The following is a 15,919-nucleotide window of genomic DNA, read 5'->3' as shown; positions in this document are numbered from 1 at the left end:
GCGGGATCAGACCAGCCGCGACAGGTCCTTCGCGGCGCGCACGAAGTCGCGGAACAGCGGATGCGGCGCGAAGGGCTTCGATTTCAGTTCCGGATGGAACTGGACGCCGATGAACCACGGATGGTCCTTGACCTCGACGATCTCCGGCAGGCGGCCGTCCGGCGACACGCCCGAGAAGATCAGGCCGCGCTCCTCCAGCTGCTTGCGGTAGGTCATGTCGACCTCGTAGCGGTGGCGGTGGCGCTCCTCGATGACGGTGCCGCCATAGACCTCGGCCACGCGGCTGCCTTCGGCGAGGTAGGCGGTGTAGGCGCCCAAGCGCATCGTGCCGCCCTTGGCGTCGGATTTCTTGCGCTCGACCTTGTGGTTGCCCTGCACCCATTCCTTGAGATGGTAGACGACCGGGGTGAAGCGCTTCTTGCCCTTCTCGTCGTCGAACTCCTCGGAGCCGGCATTCTCCATGTCGGCGAGGTGGCGCGCCGCCTCGATCACCGCCATCTGCATGCCGAGGCAGATGCCCAGATAGGGGATGTTCTTGGTGCGGGCGAATTCCGCCGCCTTGATCTTGCCCTCGGTGCCGCGCTCGCCGAAGCCGCCGGGCACCAGGATGCCGTGGAACCCTTCCAGGCGCGCGGCGGCATCGTCCTTCTCGAAGATCTCGGCGTCGAGCCATTCGGTGCGCACCTTCACCCGGTTGGCCATGCCGCCATGGGTCAGCGCCTCGGAGACGGATTTGTAGGCGTCTTCCAGCTGGGTGTACTTGCCGACGATGGCGATGCGGACCTCGCCGTCGGTGTTGTGCACGCGGTCGGACACGTCCTGCCACTTGGTCAGCACCGGGCGCGGCGCGGGCGAGATCTGGAAGGCGTCCAGGACCGCCTGGTCCAGTCCTTCGGCATGGTAGGCCAGCGGCGCGTCATAGATGGATTTCAGGTCCTGCGCCGCGATCACCGCTTCGGGGCGCACGTTGCAGAACAGCGCGAGCTTCTCGCGCTCCTTCTGCGGGATCGGGCCCTCGGAGCGGCAGACCAGCACGTCCGGCGCGATGCCGATGGAGCGCAGCTCCTTCACCGAGTGCTGGGTCGGCTTGGTCTTCAGCTCGCCGGAGGCCGCGATGTAGGGCAGCAGCGTCAGGTGGACGAAGATGCACTGGCCGCGCGGCCGGTCCTGGCCGAACTGGCGGATCGCCTCGAAGAAGGGCAGGCCCTCGATGTCGCCGACAGTGCCGCCGATCTCGCAGAGCATGAAATCGACCTCGCCCTCGCCGATCGACAGGAAATCCTTGATCTCGTTGGTGACGTGCGGGATCACCTGGATCGTCTTGCCGAGATAGTCGCCGCGGCGCTCCTTCTCCAGCACGTTGGAGTAGATGCGGCCCGAGGAGACGGAATCGGTCTTGCGCGCGGCGACGCCGGTGAAGCGCTCGTAATGGCCGAGATCGAGGTCGGTCTCGGCGCCGTCATCGGTGACGAAGACCTCGCCATGCTCGAAGGGGGACATCGTGCCCGGGTCGACATTGAGGTAGGGGTCGAGCTTGCGCAGGCGGACCGTGAAGCCGCGCGCCTGCAGGAGGGCGCCGAGCGCCGCCGAAGCCAGACCCTTGCCAAGCGAGGACACCACACCGCCGGTGATGAAGATATAGCGCGTCATGTCGGTCGGAACCCCCGTGATATCGGCCGAAAATAGGTTGGCTGCGAAACCTGACCACGGGATTAAACCCATATAGGATTCGCAGTGATCCCGCAACATGCTGTTGCGGGATATGGAGATTTTACAAGGTGTTGTGTTTGCCGGGTTATTCGGCGCGCGGCGGTGCCACGGGCTCGGATCCGGCGGAGGGCGGCAGCAGGTCGCCGCCGGGCAGGGCGGGTGCCGTGGTGTCCGTTGCGGGCGCGGAAACCGGTGCATCCTGGATGCGGTCCAGCACCGAGCTGCCCGAGGAGCTTTGCGCCGCGATGATCGTCAGCGCGATCGACGTGGCGATGAAGGCTGCCGCGAAACCCCAGGTGAGCTTGGCCAGCGCGGTTGCCGCGCCCCGGCTCGACATCACGCCGCCGCCGCCGCCGCTGCCCATCCCGAGGCCGCCGCCCTCGGATCGTTGCAGCAGCACGACCCCGATGAGGCAGAGGGCGAGGATCAGGTGGATGATGAGAAGGACGTTTTGCATGCGTGGGACCTGGTGTTCGGATCGGGGCCTACCTAGTGCCCGCGGCCCGCGGACGCAACCCCGTAGCGAAAGCGGGCTGCCTGCCGTGCCTTCCTTCCCTAGCGGCAGCCTGCGTGATATGGTTGCGGACATTGCAGGCGGCCGATTTTCACAGACCCCTTTTGCCGCGATCCGGAGGAGACCCGACATGTCCGGCGATTCCGATCCCGCCCCGCCGGGTGCCGCCACCCCGCCAGTCCTGCCGGTATCGGCCTCGCGATGGCAGAAGATCGTCGGCGCCTGTTTTGCCGCAGGGCTGTTCCTCTTCCTCGTCGGCATGGCGGTCTTCACCCAGACCAGCGGCATGACGATGAACTGCGCCGCCTTCACATTCACCGGGCTGGCCTTCGCGGTCGGCGCGGCCATGGCCGGGGCCTTTCTCGGCGGCGGCGCCGCGGTCGAGGGCGATTTCGGGACCAGCGCCATGGGCGCGCCGGGCAAGTTCTATCTCGGCGGCGGCGTCGCGCTGGTCGCCGTCTACCTCGCCGCCTTCTGGATGCTGTATCCGGAAGGCTGCCGCGGCACCGACATGGGCGAGATTTCCTTCGAGCGGATTGGCCGGGACATCGTCGTCGACGTGCACGAAGACCTCTGGTACCGCGAGAAGACCTCGGGACGGGCCCAGAAGACCCTGCAGATCCTCGCCCATGCCAGCCCCGGCATCTACGGCCTCACGCTGTCCGATCCGGCCGGCGGCTCGGTCTGCGAGATGAACCTGCAATTCGTGTCGGCGCCGCCGCAGGGCGAAGTCCTGCTTTCCTACCCGTTCGACGGGGCGTTCGGGGTCCGCTTCAAGCGCGGCCGCGCAGGACAGCCCTCGGTCGACGACTGTTTCGAATATCCCTATCAAAGCCAGCGGCTGAAAGGATTCCTCTGGGTCGATCTCAGCAATTCGCAGGTCTATTTCCGCAAGCTGGTCGTGCCCTCGGCACCCGATGCGGGGGAATTCACCGATTTCGGCGCGCTTGCCGTGCCGGAGGCCGGGCCGGGCCTGCGCGAATTCGCGGGACGGCTCGCCACTTTCGGGGCGGTCTCGGCGCAGGAGCCGGGTCTGTTGTATGCCGAATTGCGGCCCCGGCTCGGCGATCCCGACAGCGCCGTCCGGCTCAGGGCGCGCCGTTTCCTGGGCGAGAATTTCGGCGACTATGCCGGCGCGGCTCTAGCGGATCTCTTCGGGACCGCGCCGGCGGAGAATCCCGATCTGGCGGTCAGCCTGCTGCACGGCCTGATCGAAGGCGGCCGATACGCGCATCCGGAGCTCAAGCCTGCCGCGGGGCGCAGCCTCGATTTCACCGTCCCCTTCCTGGGCGAGGAGGACTATCCGCAGATCGTCGCGCTGCTCGCGGACCCGGATGCGGGCATCCGGCAGCAGGCGCGGCGGCTGATCCAGACCTTCCCGGTGGACGGGCTGGCGCCGTATGTCGATGCGGCCTGGCACGGTGGCGCGGAGCCGGAGCCCTGCGCTGATCCGGGCACCGGATGGCAGGCCTATGCCGCAGTCTTCTACTACTACAACCGCCTGATCCAGATGAGCCTGAATGCCGGTCTTGCCGGCAGTGCCCGGGCGGAATGGGATGCGCGCGCAGCGGGGCTGAAGGCGGCGGTTCGCAGCTGTCTCGACGATCCGGCGGCGGTGGATGCCGCGCTGATCGACTACGGGCGGGCGCTGGCCTATTCCTGGTCGTCCGGGATCGGCAGCGATGCGGCGGAAGCTGCGGCGCAGGATTTCCTCGACTACCTGGGCGAGGATGCGGGCAGCTACTACATGCAGTCCCATGTCGAGAAGATGCGCAACCTCGCGCTGTCGAACTAGCCCGGGCGCCGGTTCTCAGTCTTCCTCGACATCGTCGACATCCGCCTGGCCGGACATCCGGCGGCGGACATGGCTCCAGCCGAGTCCGGTGCCGAGCACCAGCGACAGGCCGAGAATGGCCAGCCATCCCGTCACCGCGTCATTGTCGAGCGCCAGAACGCCCATGTCGTGAAGCACCCAGACCGCGGCAGCGAAGATCGCCGCGACGAGCCCCATGCCGAAGGGACCGATCGACCGCAGCGTGGCACGCAGGAAGATCACCCAGACCGCGAACAGCAGCAGGCCGAGCAGCACCGCGACCGAGAGCGTCTCCCAGCCGTGATGCAGCGCCCAGCCGACATAGCTGTAGGGGGTCGGATTGAAGGTGGCGGCGACCAGCGCGAATGCGATCGCCCAGCGGGGCAGGATTTCGGACATGTCAGGCTCGCGGATTGCGGAACTCGGGTCGGATCTTGCGCGCGGATGCGGCGCCGGGCAAGGCCGGTGCCGCCCCGCCGGCCGGATCAGGCGCCGATCTGGCGGGCATAGGCCGGGTAGCGGTCGCGGCAGCCGTCGCGGTTGGCGCTGACATAGGCGTAGAAGCGGCTGTCATCGGCGGTGCTGACGGCTTCGGCGGTCTCGTTTGCCTTCGCCGGGTCAGGGGCCTGGGACATCATCCCGACCGCCGCCGCCTGCATCTCCTCGCGGCGCGCGTTGAAGCTGTCCGGGTCGTCGAGCGCGCGTCCGGTCAGCAGCACCACCGCGCAGGCGCCGTAGTCGCGCGAGCTCAGGGCCGGATAGGCGGAAAGCGGGTCCGAAGGGTCGACCGGTGCGGGCAGCGGCTGCGGCGCAGCCGTGACCGGCGTCTTCAGGTGCTCCGGCGTGCCGCAGGCGGCGAGGAGGGCAAGAAGGGCGAGGCAGGGCAGGCGCGAGGGCGCAGTGGTCATGGCGATTCCCGGGATGTCTGTCGTTCCGGCTCTCGCATGCCGTCCGTGCCGCGGCAAGACGGCATCGGCACGCCTGCCGGACCGGCGGCGCGCCGCCTGCCGCCTCCGGCGGACCTGCAGGGCGTGCCAAGCGTCGGATCTGCCCGATTTTGCGGTTTCGTCCCGCGTTGCGTTTGGATATGCACGCCGCGGACTGAATGGAGAGAACCATGGCCAATGTCGTCGTCGTCGGCGCCCAGTGGGGCGATGAGGGTAAGGGGAAGATCGTTGACTGGCTGTCCGAGCGTGCGGATGTCATCGCGCGCTTCCAGGGCGGCCACAACGCGGGCCATACCCTGGTCATCGGCGGCCAGGTCTACAAGCTGAACGCGCTGCCCTCGGGCGTGGTGCGCGGCGGCAAGCTGTCGGTCATCGGCAACGGCGTGGTTCTCGATCCCTGGCACCTGGTCGGCGAGATCGCCAAGATCCGCGAGCAGGGCGTCGACATCTCGCCCGAGACGCTGATGATCGCCGAGAACACCCCGCTGATCCTGCCGTTCCACGGCGAGCTGGACCGCGCGCGCGAGGAAGCGGCGTCGAAGGGCACCAAGATCGGCACCACCGGCCGTGGCATCGGCCCGGCCTACGAGGACAAGGTCGGCCGCCGCTGCGTCCGGGTCGCGGATCTGGCGGACGAGGCGACGCTGGTCGCCCGCGTCGACCGCGCGCTGCAGCACCACGACCCGCTGCGCAAGGGACTGGGCATCGAGCCGATCGACCGCGCCGCGCTGATCGAGAAGCTGAAGGAGATCGCGCCGCAGATCCTGCCCTATGCCGCGCCGGTCTGGAAGGTGCTGACCGAGAAGCGGAAAGCGGGCAAGCGCATCCTGTTCGAAGGCGCGCAGGGCGCGCTGCTGGACATCGACTTCGGCACCTATCCCTTCGTGACCTCGTCCAACGTCATCGCGGGCCAGGCGGCGACCGGCGTGGGCCTCGGCCCGGGCGCGATCGACTACGTGCTGGGCATCGTGAAGGCCTATACCACCCGCGTCGGCGAGGGCCCGTTCCCGACCGAGCTGGACGACGAGACGGGCAACCGCCTGGGCACGCGCGGCCATGAATTCGGCACGGTCACGGGGCGCAAGCGCCGCTGCGGCTGGTTCGACGCAGCGCTGGTGCGCCAGACCTGCGCCACTTCGGGCGTGACCGGCATCGCGCTGACCAAGCTCGACGTGCTCGACGGCTTCGAGACGCTGAAGATCTGCGTCGGCTACGAGCTCGACGGCGAAGTGCTGGACTACCTGCCGACCGCGGCCGAGGCGCAGGCGCGCTGCACGCCGGTCTACGAGGAACTGGAAGGCTGGAACGAAAGCACCGAGGGCGCGCGCAGCTGGGCCGACCTGCCGGGCGCGGCGATCAAGTATGTCCGCCGCATCGAGGAGTTGATCGACTGTCCGGTGGCGCTGCTGTCGACCTCGCCCGAGCGCGACGACACGATCCTGGTCACCGACCCCTTCGCCGACTGATCGGCACTGGACTCCGCCGCCCTCTGGGATAGCCTCGGGCGGCGGAACATGGGCGGACAAGGGAGGACCCCCGATGGCGCTTTCCTACAAGGCTCGGCGGCGCTGGTCGCTCGTCATACTGCTGGTCGGGCTGCCGCTCTACGTCGTGGCGGCGGTGACCATCGTCGCGCAGTTCGACCGTCCCTCGATCTGGCTGGAGCTCGGCGTCTATGTCGGGCTGGGCCTGGTCTGGGCGCTGCCCTTCCGCGCGGTGTTCCGCGGCGTCGGCCAGGCCGACCGGGACGGCGAGTGAGCGCGCTGATCCGCACGCAGAGCGCCGTCACCCTGGTCGGCGGCGGCCCGGTCGCCCCGGAAGAGATCGCGGCGGCGCTGTCCCATGCGCCCGTGCTGGTCGCCGCCGATGGCGGCGCGGGGGCGGCGCTGGAGGCCGGGCACATGCCGCTCGCCGTGATCGGCGATTTCGATTCGCTCGATGCCGGGGTGCATGCGGCGATCCCCGCCGACCGGCTGCACCATGTCGCCGAGCAGGACAGCACCGATTTCCACAAGTGCCTGGCGCGGATCGAGGCGCCGCTGGTCCTGGCCGTCGGCTTCGCGGCCGGGCGGATGGACCACCTGCTTGCGGTGTTCAACGTCATGGCGCGGCTGCCGAAGCGGCGCGCGCTGGTGATCGGTCCCGAGGATGTCTGCCTGCTGGCGCCGCCGCGGCTGGCGCTCGATCTCGACCCAGGAACGCCGGTCAGCCTGTTCCCGATGGGGCGCGTCACCGCCGAAAGCCGCGGGCTGCACTGGCCGCTCGACGGGCTGGCCTTCGCCCCTGACGGGCAGAGCGCCACCTCGAACCGCGCGCTTGGCCATGTCATGATCGCACCGCATGCGCCGAAGCTCCTCCTGATGCTGCCGCTGACGGCGCTGCCGCCGCTCCTCGACGCGCTCGAGGACGCACCCGGCTGGTAACTGGCCGATTGGGGGTCGCGGCAGGGCGCGGCATTCCCTATATCTCCTGTCAGGAAAGAGGATCGACGATGTCTGACACGCTGTCTCCGGCAGAGGCCGGGAAATTCGCGGCCGCCATGGCCTCCGTTGCCGAGATCGAGGACGGGATGACCGTCGGGCTCGGGACCGGCTCCACCGCCGCCTGGATGGTCCGTGCGCTGGCGAAGCGGGCGAAGGACGAGGGGATGACCCTCACCTGCGTGCCGACCTCCGAGCGGACCGCCGGACTGGCCCGCGCGCTGGGGCTGACCGTGGTGGGCCTCGACGATGTCGACCGGATTGACGTCACCATCGACGGCGCGGACGAATTTGACGGCCACATGCGGCTGATCAAGGGCGGCGGCGCGGCTCACTTGCGCGAAAAGCTGGTCGCCGCGGCCTCGGACCGGATGATCGTCATCACCGATCCCTCCAAGGACGTCGAGACGCTGGGCGCCTTCCCGCTGCCGATCGAGGTGATCCCCTTCGGCTGGAAGGGCACCGAGAAGCGGATCCGCGAGGTGCTGGCCGCCTCCGAAGTCGACGGGCGCGAAACGGTCCTGCGGATGAAGGACGGCGCGCCGGTGCTGACCGACCAGGGCAACTACGTCATCGACGCGCATCTGAAACGCATTGCCGATCCGGAATCGCTGTCCATGGCGCTGGCGGACATTCCCGGCGTGGTCGAGCACGGGCTGTTCATCGGGCTCTGCGACACGGTGATCATCGGCCATCCCGACGGCAAGCATGAAACCCGCATGCATGACCAGACGCCCGCCTGGGGCGATGTCATCATGGAACTGGCGGCGCTCCTCCCGACCGCCTGAGAAGTGAAGGATTACCGATGAGTTTCGATTACGATCTGTTCGTCATTGGCGGCGGCTCCGGCGGCGTGCGCGCGGCGCGCGTCGCGGCGGCCGAAGGCGCGAAGGTGGGCCTCGCAGAGGAAAGCCGCATGGGCGGCACCTGCGTGATCCGCGGCTGCGTGCCGAAGAAGCTGATGGTCTTCGCCTCCTCCTATCCGGGCCACATGGCCGATGCCGCGGCCTATGGCTGGGACGTCACCGCGGGCGGCTTCGACTGGAGCAAGTTCAAGGGCCAGCTGGAAACCGAGCTCGACCGGCTCGAAGGCGTATACGAGCGGCTGCTGAACAATTCCGGCGTGGACTGGGTGAAGCACCGCGCGGTCGTCACCGGCCCGCACGAGGTGATGCTCGACAGCGGCGAGTCGAAGACCGCCAAGACCATCCTGATCGCGACCGGCGGCTGGCCCTTCGTGCCGGAATTCCCCGGCCACGAGCTGGCGGTGACCTCGAACGAGATGTTCCATCTCGAGGAGCTGCCCAAGCGCCTGCTGATCGTCGGGGGCGGCTACATCGCCTGCGAATTCGCGGGCATCATGAACGGCCTGGGCGTGGAAGTGACCCAGTTCTTCCGGGGCGAGCAGATCCTGCGCGGCTTCGACCGCGAGACCGTCGACCTGGTGGCGGACCAGATGGGCAAGGCCGGGATCGAGCTCTGCGCACACACCAACACCGTGTCGATGGAAAAGACCGGGGACGGCATCCTGGTCCACGGCACCGACGGCTCGCAGCGGACCTTCGACCTGGTGATGTTCGCCACGGGCCGCAAGCCCAACACCGACAGCCTCGGCCTGTTCGAGCTGGGCATCGAGATGGACGCCAACGGCGCGGTCAAGGTCGACCAGTTCAGCCAGACCAAGGTGCCCTCGATCTACGCGATCGGCGACGCGACCGACCGGGTGAACCTGACGCCGGTGGCGATCCGCGAGGCGATGGCCTTCGTCGAGACCGTGTTCAAGGGCAACCCGACCGCGGTCGACCACGACCTGATCCCGTCCGCGATCTTCACCCAGCCCGAAATCGGCACCACCGGCATCTCGGAAGAGGACGCCAAGGCGCAGGGCATTGCCGCCGACATCTACACGACCTCCTTCAAGGCGATGCAGTCGGGCTTCGCCGGCCGCGAGGAGCGGGTCTTCATGAAGCTGATCGTCCGCAAGGAGGACGACGTGGTGATCGGCTGCCATATCGTCGCGCCCTCGGCCGGCGAGATGATCCAGCTCGCGGGCATCGCGGTCAAGATGGGCGCGACGAAAGCCGATTTCGACCGGACCTGCGCGGTGCATCCCACCATGGCCGAAGAACTGGTAACGATGCGGAACCCGACCCGCAGCGCTTGAATCCGCGGGTGATGATCCGCATCTTCTCAGAAACGTGATACCACACGGGGAAATAACGCATATGGCAAATTCCGGAGGACCCTGGGGCGGCGGCGGCAACCGCGGCTCGGGCGGGGGGAACGACAACCGCGGCGGAGGCGGCAGGAAGCCGGGCGGCGAGGGGTCCCAGATCCCGGAGATCGACGAGATCATGAAGAAGGGCCAGGAGCAGCTGCGCGTCATTCTCGGCGGCCGCGGCGGCAAGGGCAACGGCGGCAACGGCGGCGGCTTCGGCGGCGGCGGGTTCAAGATGAACCGCGGCACCTGGGGCCTGATCGGCGTCGCGGTGGTGGGCTTCTGGCTCTACAATTCGCTCTATACCGTGCGTCCGGAAGAGAACTCGGTGGAGCTCTTCCTCGGCAAGTACAGCCAGACCGGCACCGAGGGCCTGAACTTCGCGCCCTGGCCCTTCGTCACGCATGAGGTCATCCCGGTTTCCGTCGAACGCGTCGAGGAACTCGGCGTCGGCCGCAGCCGCGCCAACGGCGCCGAGGATGCCGGGCTGATGCTGACCACCGACGAGGCGGTCGTGGACATCGACTACCAGGTGGTCTGGAACGTCACCGATGCGGCGGCCTTCCTGTTCAACCTGCGCGACCCGCAGATGACCGTGCGCGCCGTGTCGGAATCGGCGATGCGCGAGATCATCGCCCAGTCCGAGCTGGCGCCGATCCTGAACCGCGACCGCGGGCTGATCCAGGACCAGGCGCACGAGCTGATCCAGGCGACGCTCGACAGCTACGGCGCGGGCATCAACATCGTCCGGGTCAACCTCGACAAGGCCGACCCGCCGCAGGAGGTGATCGACAGCTTCCGCGAGGTCCAGGCGGCCGAGCAGGAGCGCGACCGGCTGCAGCGCCAGGCCGATGCCTATTCCAACCGCGTCCTCGCGGGCGCGCGCGGCGAGGCCGCCCAGGCGCTGGAAGAGGCCGAGGGCTACCGGGCCCGCGTGGTCAACGAGGCCGAGGGCGAGGCCAGCCGCTTCACAGCGGTCCTGGGCGAGTACCGCCAGGCGCCCGAAGTGACGCGCAAGCGCCTCTATCTCGAGACGATGGAGAAGGTGCTGGGCGACGTCGACAAGGTGATCCTCGATCCCTCCGTGGCCGGCGAGGGCGGCAGCGGCGTCGTGCCCTACCTGCCGCTGAACGAGCTGCGCCGCACGGCGCCGGCCGAGTGAGGAAGACGCAAGCCATGACCAAGATCCACTACATCATCATCGGCGCCGTCATTGCCGTCGTCCTGCTGTCTTCCTCGATCTTCATCGTCGACGAAAGGCAGAAGGTGCTGGTCCTGCGCTTCGGCCAGATCCAGTCGGTCAAGGAAGAGCCGGGCCTGGCCTTCAAATGGCCCTTCATCAACGATCTCGTGCGCTATGACGACCGCATCCTGTCGCTCGACACCGCCACGATCGAGGTGACCCCCTCGGATGACCGCCGCCTGGTGGTCGACGCCTTCGCGCGCTACCGGATCTCCGATCCGCGCCAGTTCCGCGAAGCGATCGGCACCGGCAGCCTGGCCACCGCCGAGAGCCGCCTCGAAGGCATCATCAACCCGCAGATCCGCGCCGTCCTCGGCCAGGACGGGGTGACCTCGAACACCATCCTCTCCGAGGACCGGGCGGGGCTGATGCAGCAGATCACCGACGCCTCGCGCACCCGCGCGCAGTCGCTCGGGCTCGAGGTGCTGGACGTGCGGCTGAAGCAGACCAACCTGCCCGAGCAGAACCTCGAGGCGACGTTCGCGCGGATGCGCGCCGAGCGCGAACGCGAGGCGGCCGACGAGATCGCCCGCGGCGAGGAAGCCGCCCAGCGGGTCCGCGCGCAGGCCGACCGCACGGTGGTGGAGATCACCTCCGAGGCGCAGCGCGAGGCGGAGATCACCCGAGGCGAGGCCGATGCCGAGCGCAACAAGATCTTCGCCGAAGCCTATGGCCAGGACGAGGGCTTCTTCGAATTCTACCGCTCGCTGACCGCCTATGAGCGGGCGCTGAAATCGGGCAACTCCTCGATGGTGATCACGCCGGACAGCGAGTTCTTCAACTATCTCGGCAGCCCGCAGGGCCGCTGATGTCTGTGGTCCTGACCGCGATCGGCTTCGTGCTGGTCTTCGAGGGGCTGGTCTTCGCGCTCCTGCCGTCGCGGCTGGAGGATCTGATCGAGGCGCTGTCGCGCTTCTCGATGGATGCGCGGCGCGGGATCGGGCTCGGCGCGGTGGCGCTCGGCGTGCTGCTGCTGTGGCTCGCGCGCGGCGGGTCCTGACCGCCGCGGCGGCCGGACCGGACGGAACATTTGCGGGCGCTCCGGAAGGGGCGCCCGCTTTCCGTTCCTGGCCGCTCCCTCTCCCCCTCGGGGAGAGGGCCGGGGTGAGGGGGAGCCGCGGGCGCCCCTCCGTCAGGGCTTCGCGGCCGGCGGGCATGAACTCCTGGACATTGCGGTGCACGATGCAGGCATGGCGCATCTGGGCCCGGCACGGAGCCGTCAATGCTGGCCATCCGGAGGACAGTGTCGAAGGCATCCAGACGAAGCCGGAGGCGGCACCGCCCCGGAATGGTTCCAGTCCTTGATGCTCCGGGCCCTTTGATCGGGAGTTGAGCAGCGGGCCGTGGCTGGCCCGGTTGGCCCCGCCTGAATGGCGGCGCAGGCAGGCCCTCTCGAAGAACTCGGGCCGACAACAATCTTGACCAGCCCGAACGGCTCCGCCGCTGTGGCGGCGGCGATGGCGGGGAAGAGAAGGGCTGTGGAGCTTGGCCCGTCCGCTCGTCTCCAGATGGGGCCATCTTGCGCGGAGCGCGCCGCGCGGCCCTGGGTCAAGTCAGGCCGGGCGCGCGGCCCACTGACCTCGGCTGCAAACTGCGACCTTCGCCGGAGGCGGCACGCGGCCGCAGGGCCGGACCCGGCTGCCGCCGCGCCCGGAGGCCCGGCCGGTCAAGGTCCGGCCAGAGCCCCGGCAGGGGCGGTTTCGAGGGGCAGGGGATATTCAGGGATTCCGACCCGGCGGACAGAACAGGGCACCGACCGCGTGGTACGAGTGCCGGACCCGGCTGCCGCTGTACCTGGCGGCCGCCCGTTCCGCGGTCCGGCCGGCGCGCCGCGGAACGGGCGGCAGGCTCACATGCCCGGCAGCTTCATGTCGGCCGGCAGACCCATGCTCTCGGCCAGCTTGCCCATTTCCGTCTGGGCGCGCTTCGAGGCGCGGGCCTGGGTGTCCTTGATCGCGGCCAGGATCAGATCCTCGGCCATTTCCTTGTCCTCGGGGGAGAAGACCTTGGGATCGATCTCGAGGCTCTTCAGCTCGCCCTTGGCCGTGGCGGTGGCGCGCACCAGCCCGGCGCCGGATTCGCCCTCGACGATGATCGTGTCCAGCTCGTCCTGCAGCGCAGCCATCTTGGACTGCATCTCCTGCGCGGCCTTCATCATCTTGCCCATGTCGCCCAGGGCGCCCAGACCTTTCAGCATCGCGGTTCTCCCGTGTGGTTCGCGTGTTCCCGGCGGATCTAGGGACTCACGGGTCCGTGCACAAGCCGCAGGCGCGGCTCATTCCGACTCGAAGGGATCCCAGTCCTCGTCGATTTCCTCGATTTCCGGCAGGGCCTCGGCCGCAGCCTCCTCCTCGGGCGCGGGCACCGGGCGCACCTCGACCAGCCGCGCCTGCGGCAGCACCGCCAGGACGGCGGCGATGCCGGGATGGCTGCGCGCCCGGTCGAGCGCTTCGGACTTCTCGGCATCGCGGGTCTCGGCCACGGTCGGCTGCCCGCCGGCATTCGACACGGTTACCGCCCAGCGGGCGCCGGTCCATTGCTGCAGCCGGGTGCCGAGCTTGGCCGCCAGGTCGCGCGCCGCGCCCGGCGCCGGGGTGAACTCGATCCGGCCCGGGCTGTAGGAGACCAGGCGGATGCCGGTTTCGGCCTCGACCAGCAGATGCATGTCGCGCCTGTCGCGGATCAGCTCCAGCACCGCCTCGAAGCTGGGGAAGGCCGAGAGCGCGGGGGCGGCCTGCGCCACCGGCTGCGCGGCGGTGCCGCCTGCCATCCGCACCGGCGCCGCGGCGCGGGCGACGGGGGCGGAGGCCTGGCCGCCGCCATGGCCCGCGCCGTTCGGGGCCGGGCCCGCGGGGGCGGGCGTCGACTGCAGCTTGCGGATCAGCTCGTCGGGCGGCGGCAGGTCGGCGACATGGGTCAGCCGGATCACCGCCATCTCGGCGGCCATCATCGCGTTCGGCGCTGCGCCGACTTCCTCGAGCGCCTTGAGCAGCATCTGCCACATCCGGGTCAGCGCCCGCATCGGCAGCCGCCCGGCCATCTCGGCGCCGCGGCTGCGCTCGTCCGGCGGCAGCGTGGGGTCATCGGCCGCCTCGGGGGTGATCTTGACCACCGACAGCCAGTGGGTGATCTCGGCGAGGTCGCGCATCACCGCCATCGGGTCGGCGCCCTCGGCATATTGCTGCGCCAGTTCGGCCAGCGCCTCGGCCGCGCGCCCGCCCATGATCATGTCGAAGAGGTCCATCACCCGCCCGCGGTCGGCGAGGCCCAGCATCGCCCGGACCTGCTCGGCGGTGGTCTCGCCAGCGCCGTGGCTGATCGCCTGGTCGAGCAGCGAGGTCGCGTCGCGCGCCGAGCCTTCGGCGGCCCGCGTGATCAGCGCCAGCGCATCTCCGCCGATTTCCGCGCCTTCCGAGGCGGCGATCTTCGAGAGCATCGCCATCATCACCTCGGGCTCGATCCGGCGCAGGTCGAAACGCTGGCAGCGGCTGAGCACGGTCACCGGGACCTTGTTGATCTCGGTGGTGGCGAAGATGAACTTCACGTGGCGCGGCGGTTCCTCCAGCGTCTTCAGCAGCGCGTTGAACGCGCTCTTCGACAGCATGTGGACCTCGTCGATGATGAAGATCTTGTAGCGCGCCTGGCTCGGCGCATAGGCAACGGTGTCGAGCACCATCGAGCGGATGTCGTCGACGCCGGTATTGGAGGCGGCGTCCATCTCCAGCACGTCGACATGGCGGCCTTCCGAAATCGCGCGGCAATGCTCGCACTGGCCGCAGGGCTTCGTCGTGGGGCCGCCCTGGCCGTCGGGGCCGATGCAGTTCATGCCCTTGGCGATGATCCGCGCGGTGGTGGTCTTTCCGGTGCCGCGGATGCCGGTCATGATGAAGGCCTGCGCGATCCGGCCTGCCTCGAAGGCGTTCTTCAGCGTCCGGACCATGGCCTCCTGGCCCATCAGGTCGTCGAAGGTTTCGGGGCGGTACTTGCGCGCCAGCACGCGGTAGCCCTGATCGGTGTCGCTCATGCCCTGTCCTGTCCTTGCCGTCGCCGCACCCTATGCGCTGTGCTGGACCGGGTCCAGAGCGGGCTATGTGCGAGGTGGCTGCGCCGCATGGGGGTGACATTCCCGCGCCGATGCCCTAGCGTCAGGGCGCGCTTCTTTTCATGCGCGAACCATTGAAAACTGCATTTTGACAGATGGAATTTTGACATGTCCGAAAAACAGACATTTCTCAGCGACTCCCAGCAGAAGAAACTTGCGGAAGCCCTCGACCGGAAGTTCGACCTGCCGCTCGTCAGGGGCAAGAGCGAACGCAAGGCCTGGGTCAAATTCGTGATCGCCATCGACATCATCATCACCTCGAAGGTTCAGAACGAGTATCTCGACGCGCTGAACGATCCCGCCTTCCAGCTCGAGGACATGGCGGCGGACATCCTGAAGGAAAACCTCGCCCCTATCCTGGCGGACTTGCTGAGCGTTCCGATCCTGCCGTATTCGCTCAAGCTCAAGATGATCGGCCTCGTTCTCGAATTGCTCATCAAGGCAATGGCCGGGACAACCACGATCGACGAGGTCGCCGAGGAGTTCCTCAAGTCGGCATGACGGGGGAGTGGAGTGAGAGGCTGGACAACGACCCAAGCGGGGCTCGTTACGGCTGCTTCCTTCCGGACCTGACCGGGTTGGCGAGGTGCCTGCCCGCGCCAACCTCTCGACGGCTCATCTACGTGCTGCGGGCCGGGGGTTCAACCCCTCCCGGCCCGTTTGTCCGGCCGGATTTTCCGGAGATGCCGGGTTGATGTGATCTATGACGCACAGAATGAATAATTTCACGAATTTTGGTGCGCAAATGCGCATTCGGCGGGGCGCCGTGCAATCGGCCGACTCGCACATGCCGGGTGCCGCGGAACCGGGCAGGCCGCAGGCCATCGGGGGCGGCCGGCCTGCAATCCCGGGGCGAGTGCGCGGCCCGCGCTTCCTGCGGTAGGGACGGGGC

Annotated in this window: 16 protein-coding genes and 1 other RNA gene; 10 read left to right on the top strand and 7 right to left on the bottom strand. The window is 68.5% G+C overall.

The genetic code is table 11. The annotated features are described in order from the left end of the window. Positions 1-6: 6 nt before the first annotated feature. Positions 7-1,650 (bottom strand): CTP synthase, encoded by a 1,644-nt coding sequence (locus HCC78_RS00765; protein WP_172326819.1) that lies wholly within the window; start codon positions 1,648-1,650, stop codon positions 7-9. A 145-nt stretch (positions 1,651-1,795) separates the two neighbouring features. After that, on the bottom strand, positions 1,796-2,167 hold the full coding sequence (gene secG, locus HCC78_RS00760) for a preprotein translocase subunit SecG (RefSeq protein ID WP_172326818.1): 372 nt from the start codon (positions 2,165-2,167) through the stop codon (positions 1,796-1,798). Between the two features lie 187 nt (positions 2,168-2,354). Here secG and HCC78_RS00755 point away from each other — a divergent pair, with 187 nt between their 5' ends. Continuing rightward, positions 2,355-4,019: a hypothetical protein gene (locus HCC78_RS00755; protein WP_172326817.1), complete on the top strand. Its 1,665-nt coding sequence runs from the start codon at positions 2,355-2,357 to the stop codon at positions 4,017-4,019. 15 nt (positions 4,020-4,034) lie between these two features. On the opposite strand, the gene HCC78_RS00750 is transcribed toward HCC78_RS00755, so the two are convergent. Both HCC78_RS00750 and HCC78_RS00745 read right to left on the bottom strand, forming a co-directional pair. After that, positions 4,035-4,436 carry a DUF6524 family protein gene (locus tag HCC78_RS00750; RefSeq protein WP_172326816.1) on the bottom strand — a complete coding sequence of 134 codons (402 nt, stop codon included), beginning with the start codon at positions 4,434-4,436 and terminating at the stop codon, positions 4,035-4,037. A gap of 86 nt (positions 4,437-4,522) precedes the next feature. Next, positions 4,523-4,945, bottom strand: a complete 423-nt coding sequence (locus HCC78_RS00745; RefSeq protein WP_172326815.1) for a hypothetical protein — start codon at positions 4,943-4,945, stop codon at positions 4,523-4,525. Positions 4,946-5,154: 209 nt separating this feature from the next. Here HCC78_RS00745 and HCC78_RS00740 point away from each other — a divergent pair, with 209 nt between their 5' ends. The 8 genes from HCC78_RS00740 to HCC78_RS00705 all read left to right on the top strand — a co-directional run bounded on the left by HCC78_RS00740 (position 5,155) and on the right by HCC78_RS00705 (position 11,925). Beyond that, positions 5,155-6,450, top strand: a complete 1,296-nt coding sequence (locus tag HCC78_RS00740; protein ID WP_172326814.1) for an adenylosuccinate synthase — start codon at positions 5,155-5,157, stop codon at positions 6,448-6,450. Between the two features lie 73 nt (positions 6,451-6,523). Next, on the top strand, positions 6,524-6,742 hold the full coding sequence (locus tag HCC78_RS00735; protein WP_172326813.1) for a DUF2842 domain-containing protein: 219 nt from the start codon (positions 6,524-6,526) through the stop codon (positions 6,740-6,742). After that, the gene (locus HCC78_RS00730) at positions 6,739-7,407 is read left to right on the top strand and encodes a thiamine diphosphokinase (protein WP_172326812.1); all 669 of its coding nucleotides are present in this window, start codon (positions 6,739-6,741) and stop codon (positions 7,405-7,407) included. Before HCC78_RS00735 ends, HCC78_RS00730 begins: the two co-directional genes overlap by 4 nt. A 68-nt stretch (positions 7,408-7,475) precedes the next feature. Continuing rightward, positions 7,476-8,252, top strand: a complete 777-nt coding sequence (gene rpiA / locus HCC78_RS00725; protein WP_172326811.1) for a ribose-5-phosphate isomerase RpiA — start codon at positions 7,476-7,478, stop codon at positions 8,250-8,252. Positions 8,253-8,269: 17 nt separating this feature from the next. After that, positions 8,270-9,628 carry a glutathione-disulfide reductase gene (gor, locus tag HCC78_RS00720; protein WP_172326810.1) on the top strand — a complete coding sequence of 453 codons (1,359 nt, stop codon included), beginning with the start codon at positions 8,270-8,272 and terminating at the stop codon, positions 9,626-9,628. A 61-nt stretch (positions 9,629-9,689) separates the two neighbouring features. Next, positions 9,690-10,844: an FtsH protease activity modulator HflK gene (hflK, locus tag HCC78_RS00715; RefSeq protein WP_172326809.1), complete on the top strand. Its 1,155-nt coding sequence runs from the start codon at positions 9,690-9,692 to the stop codon at positions 10,842-10,844. Between the two features lie 14 nt (positions 10,845-10,858). Continuing rightward, on the top strand, positions 10,859-11,734 hold the full coding sequence (hflC, locus tag HCC78_RS00710; RefSeq protein ID WP_172326808.1) for a protease modulator HflC: 876 nt from the start codon (positions 10,859-10,861) through the stop codon (positions 11,732-11,734). Then, the gene (locus tag HCC78_RS00705; protein WP_172326807.1) at positions 11,734-11,925 is read left to right on the top strand and encodes a DUF2065 domain-containing protein; all 192 of its coding nucleotides are present in this window, start codon (positions 11,734-11,736) and stop codon (positions 11,923-11,925) included. Before hflC ends, HCC78_RS00705 begins: the two co-directional genes overlap by 1 nt. Before the next feature lie 849 nt (positions 11,926-12,774). Here the strand turns inward: HCC78_RS00705 and HCC78_RS00700 are convergent. After that, positions 12,775-13,122 carry a YbaB/EbfC family nucleoid-associated protein gene (locus HCC78_RS00700; protein ID WP_172326806.1) on the bottom strand — a complete coding sequence of 116 codons (348 nt, stop codon included), beginning with the start codon at positions 13,120-13,122 and terminating at the stop codon, positions 12,775-12,777. Between the two features lie 78 nt (positions 13,123-13,200). After that, on the bottom strand, positions 13,201-14,949 hold the full coding sequence (locus tag HCC78_RS00695) for a DNA polymerase III subunit gamma/tau (RefSeq protein ID WP_172326805.1): 1,749 nt from the start codon (positions 14,947-14,949) through the stop codon (positions 13,201-13,203). A gap of 186 nt (positions 14,950-15,135) precedes the next feature. Here HCC78_RS00695 and HCC78_RS00690 point away from each other — a divergent pair, with 186 nt between their 5' ends. Next, the gene (locus HCC78_RS00690) at positions 15,136-15,528 is read left to right on the top strand and encodes a hypothetical protein (protein WP_172326804.1); all 393 of its coding nucleotides are present in this window, start codon (positions 15,136-15,138) and stop codon (positions 15,526-15,528) included. Positions 15,529-15,539: 11 nt separating this feature from the next. Here the strand turns inward: HCC78_RS00690 and ffs are convergent. Further along, positions 15,540-15,636, bottom strand: an RNA gene (ffs, locus tag HCC78_RS00685) — signal recognition particle sRNA small type. Positions 15,637-15,919 lie beyond the last annotated feature (283 nt).

It is taken from the genome of Mangrovicoccus sp. HB161399 (assembly GCF_013184745.1).
In the GTDB taxonomy this organism is placed as follows: domain Bacteria; phylum Pseudomonadota; class Alphaproteobacteria; order Rhodobacterales; family Rhodobacteraceae; genus Mangrovicoccus.
The sequence above is the reverse complement of the archived record's forward strand: the minus strand, read 5'-3'. Positions and strand labels throughout refer to the sequence as shown.

What these genes read in the sequence shown, in the direction of transcription:
- HCC78_RS00765 (WP_172326819.1), bottom strand. Translation starts at nt 1,650, where the DNA reads ATGACGCGCTATATCTTCATCACCGGCGGTGTGGTGTCCTCGCTTGGC.
- secG (WP_172326818.1), bottom strand. Translation starts at nt 2,167, where the DNA reads ATGCAAAACGTCCTTCTCATCATCCACCTGATCCTCGCCCTCTGCCTC.
- HCC78_RS00755 (WP_172326817.1), top strand. Translation starts at nt 2,355, where the DNA reads ATGTCCGGCGATTCCGATCCCGCCCCGCCGGGTGCCGCCACCCCGCCA.
- HCC78_RS00750 (WP_172326816.1), bottom strand. Translation starts at nt 4,436, where the DNA reads ATGTCCGAAATCCTGCCCCGCTGGGCGATCGCATTCGCGCTGGTCGCC.
- HCC78_RS00745 (WP_172326815.1), bottom strand. Translation starts at nt 4,945, where the DNA reads ATGACCACTGCGCCCTCGCGCCTGCCCTGCCTCGCCCTTCTTGCCCTC.
- HCC78_RS00740 (WP_172326814.1), top strand. Translation starts at nt 5,155, where the DNA reads ATGGCCAATGTCGTCGTCGTCGGCGCCCAGTGGGGCGATGAGGGTAAG.
- HCC78_RS00735 (WP_172326813.1), top strand. Translation starts at nt 6,524, where the DNA reads ATGGCGCTTTCCTACAAGGCTCGGCGGCGCTGGTCGCTCGTCATACTG.
- rpiA (WP_172326811.1), top strand. Translation starts at nt 7,476, where the DNA reads ATGTCTGACACGCTGTCTCCGGCAGAGGCCGGGAAATTCGCGGCCGCC.
- gor (WP_172326810.1), top strand. Translation starts at nt 8,270, where the DNA reads ATGAGTTTCGATTACGATCTGTTCGTCATTGGCGGCGGCTCCGGCGGC.
- hflK (WP_172326809.1), top strand. Translation starts at nt 9,690, where the DNA reads ATGGCAAATTCCGGAGGACCCTGGGGCGGCGGCGGCAACCGCGGCTCG.
- hflC (WP_172326808.1), top strand. Translation starts at nt 10,859, where the DNA reads ATGACCAAGATCCACTACATCATCATCGGCGCCGTCATTGCCGTCGTC.
- HCC78_RS00705 (WP_172326807.1), top strand. Translation starts at nt 11,734, where the DNA reads ATGTCTGTGGTCCTGACCGCGATCGGCTTCGTGCTGGTCTTCGAGGGG.
- HCC78_RS00700 (WP_172326806.1), bottom strand. Translation starts at nt 13,122, where the DNA reads ATGCTGAAAGGTCTGGGCGCCCTGGGCGACATGGGCAAGATGATGAAG.
- HCC78_RS00695 (WP_172326805.1), bottom strand. Translation starts at nt 14,949, where the DNA reads ATGAGCGACACCGATCAGGGCTACCGCGTGCTGGCGCGCAAGTACCGC.
- HCC78_RS00690 (WP_172326804.1), top strand. Translation starts at nt 15,136, where the DNA reads ATGTCCGAAAAACAGACATTTCTCAGCGACTCCCAGCAGAAGAAACTT.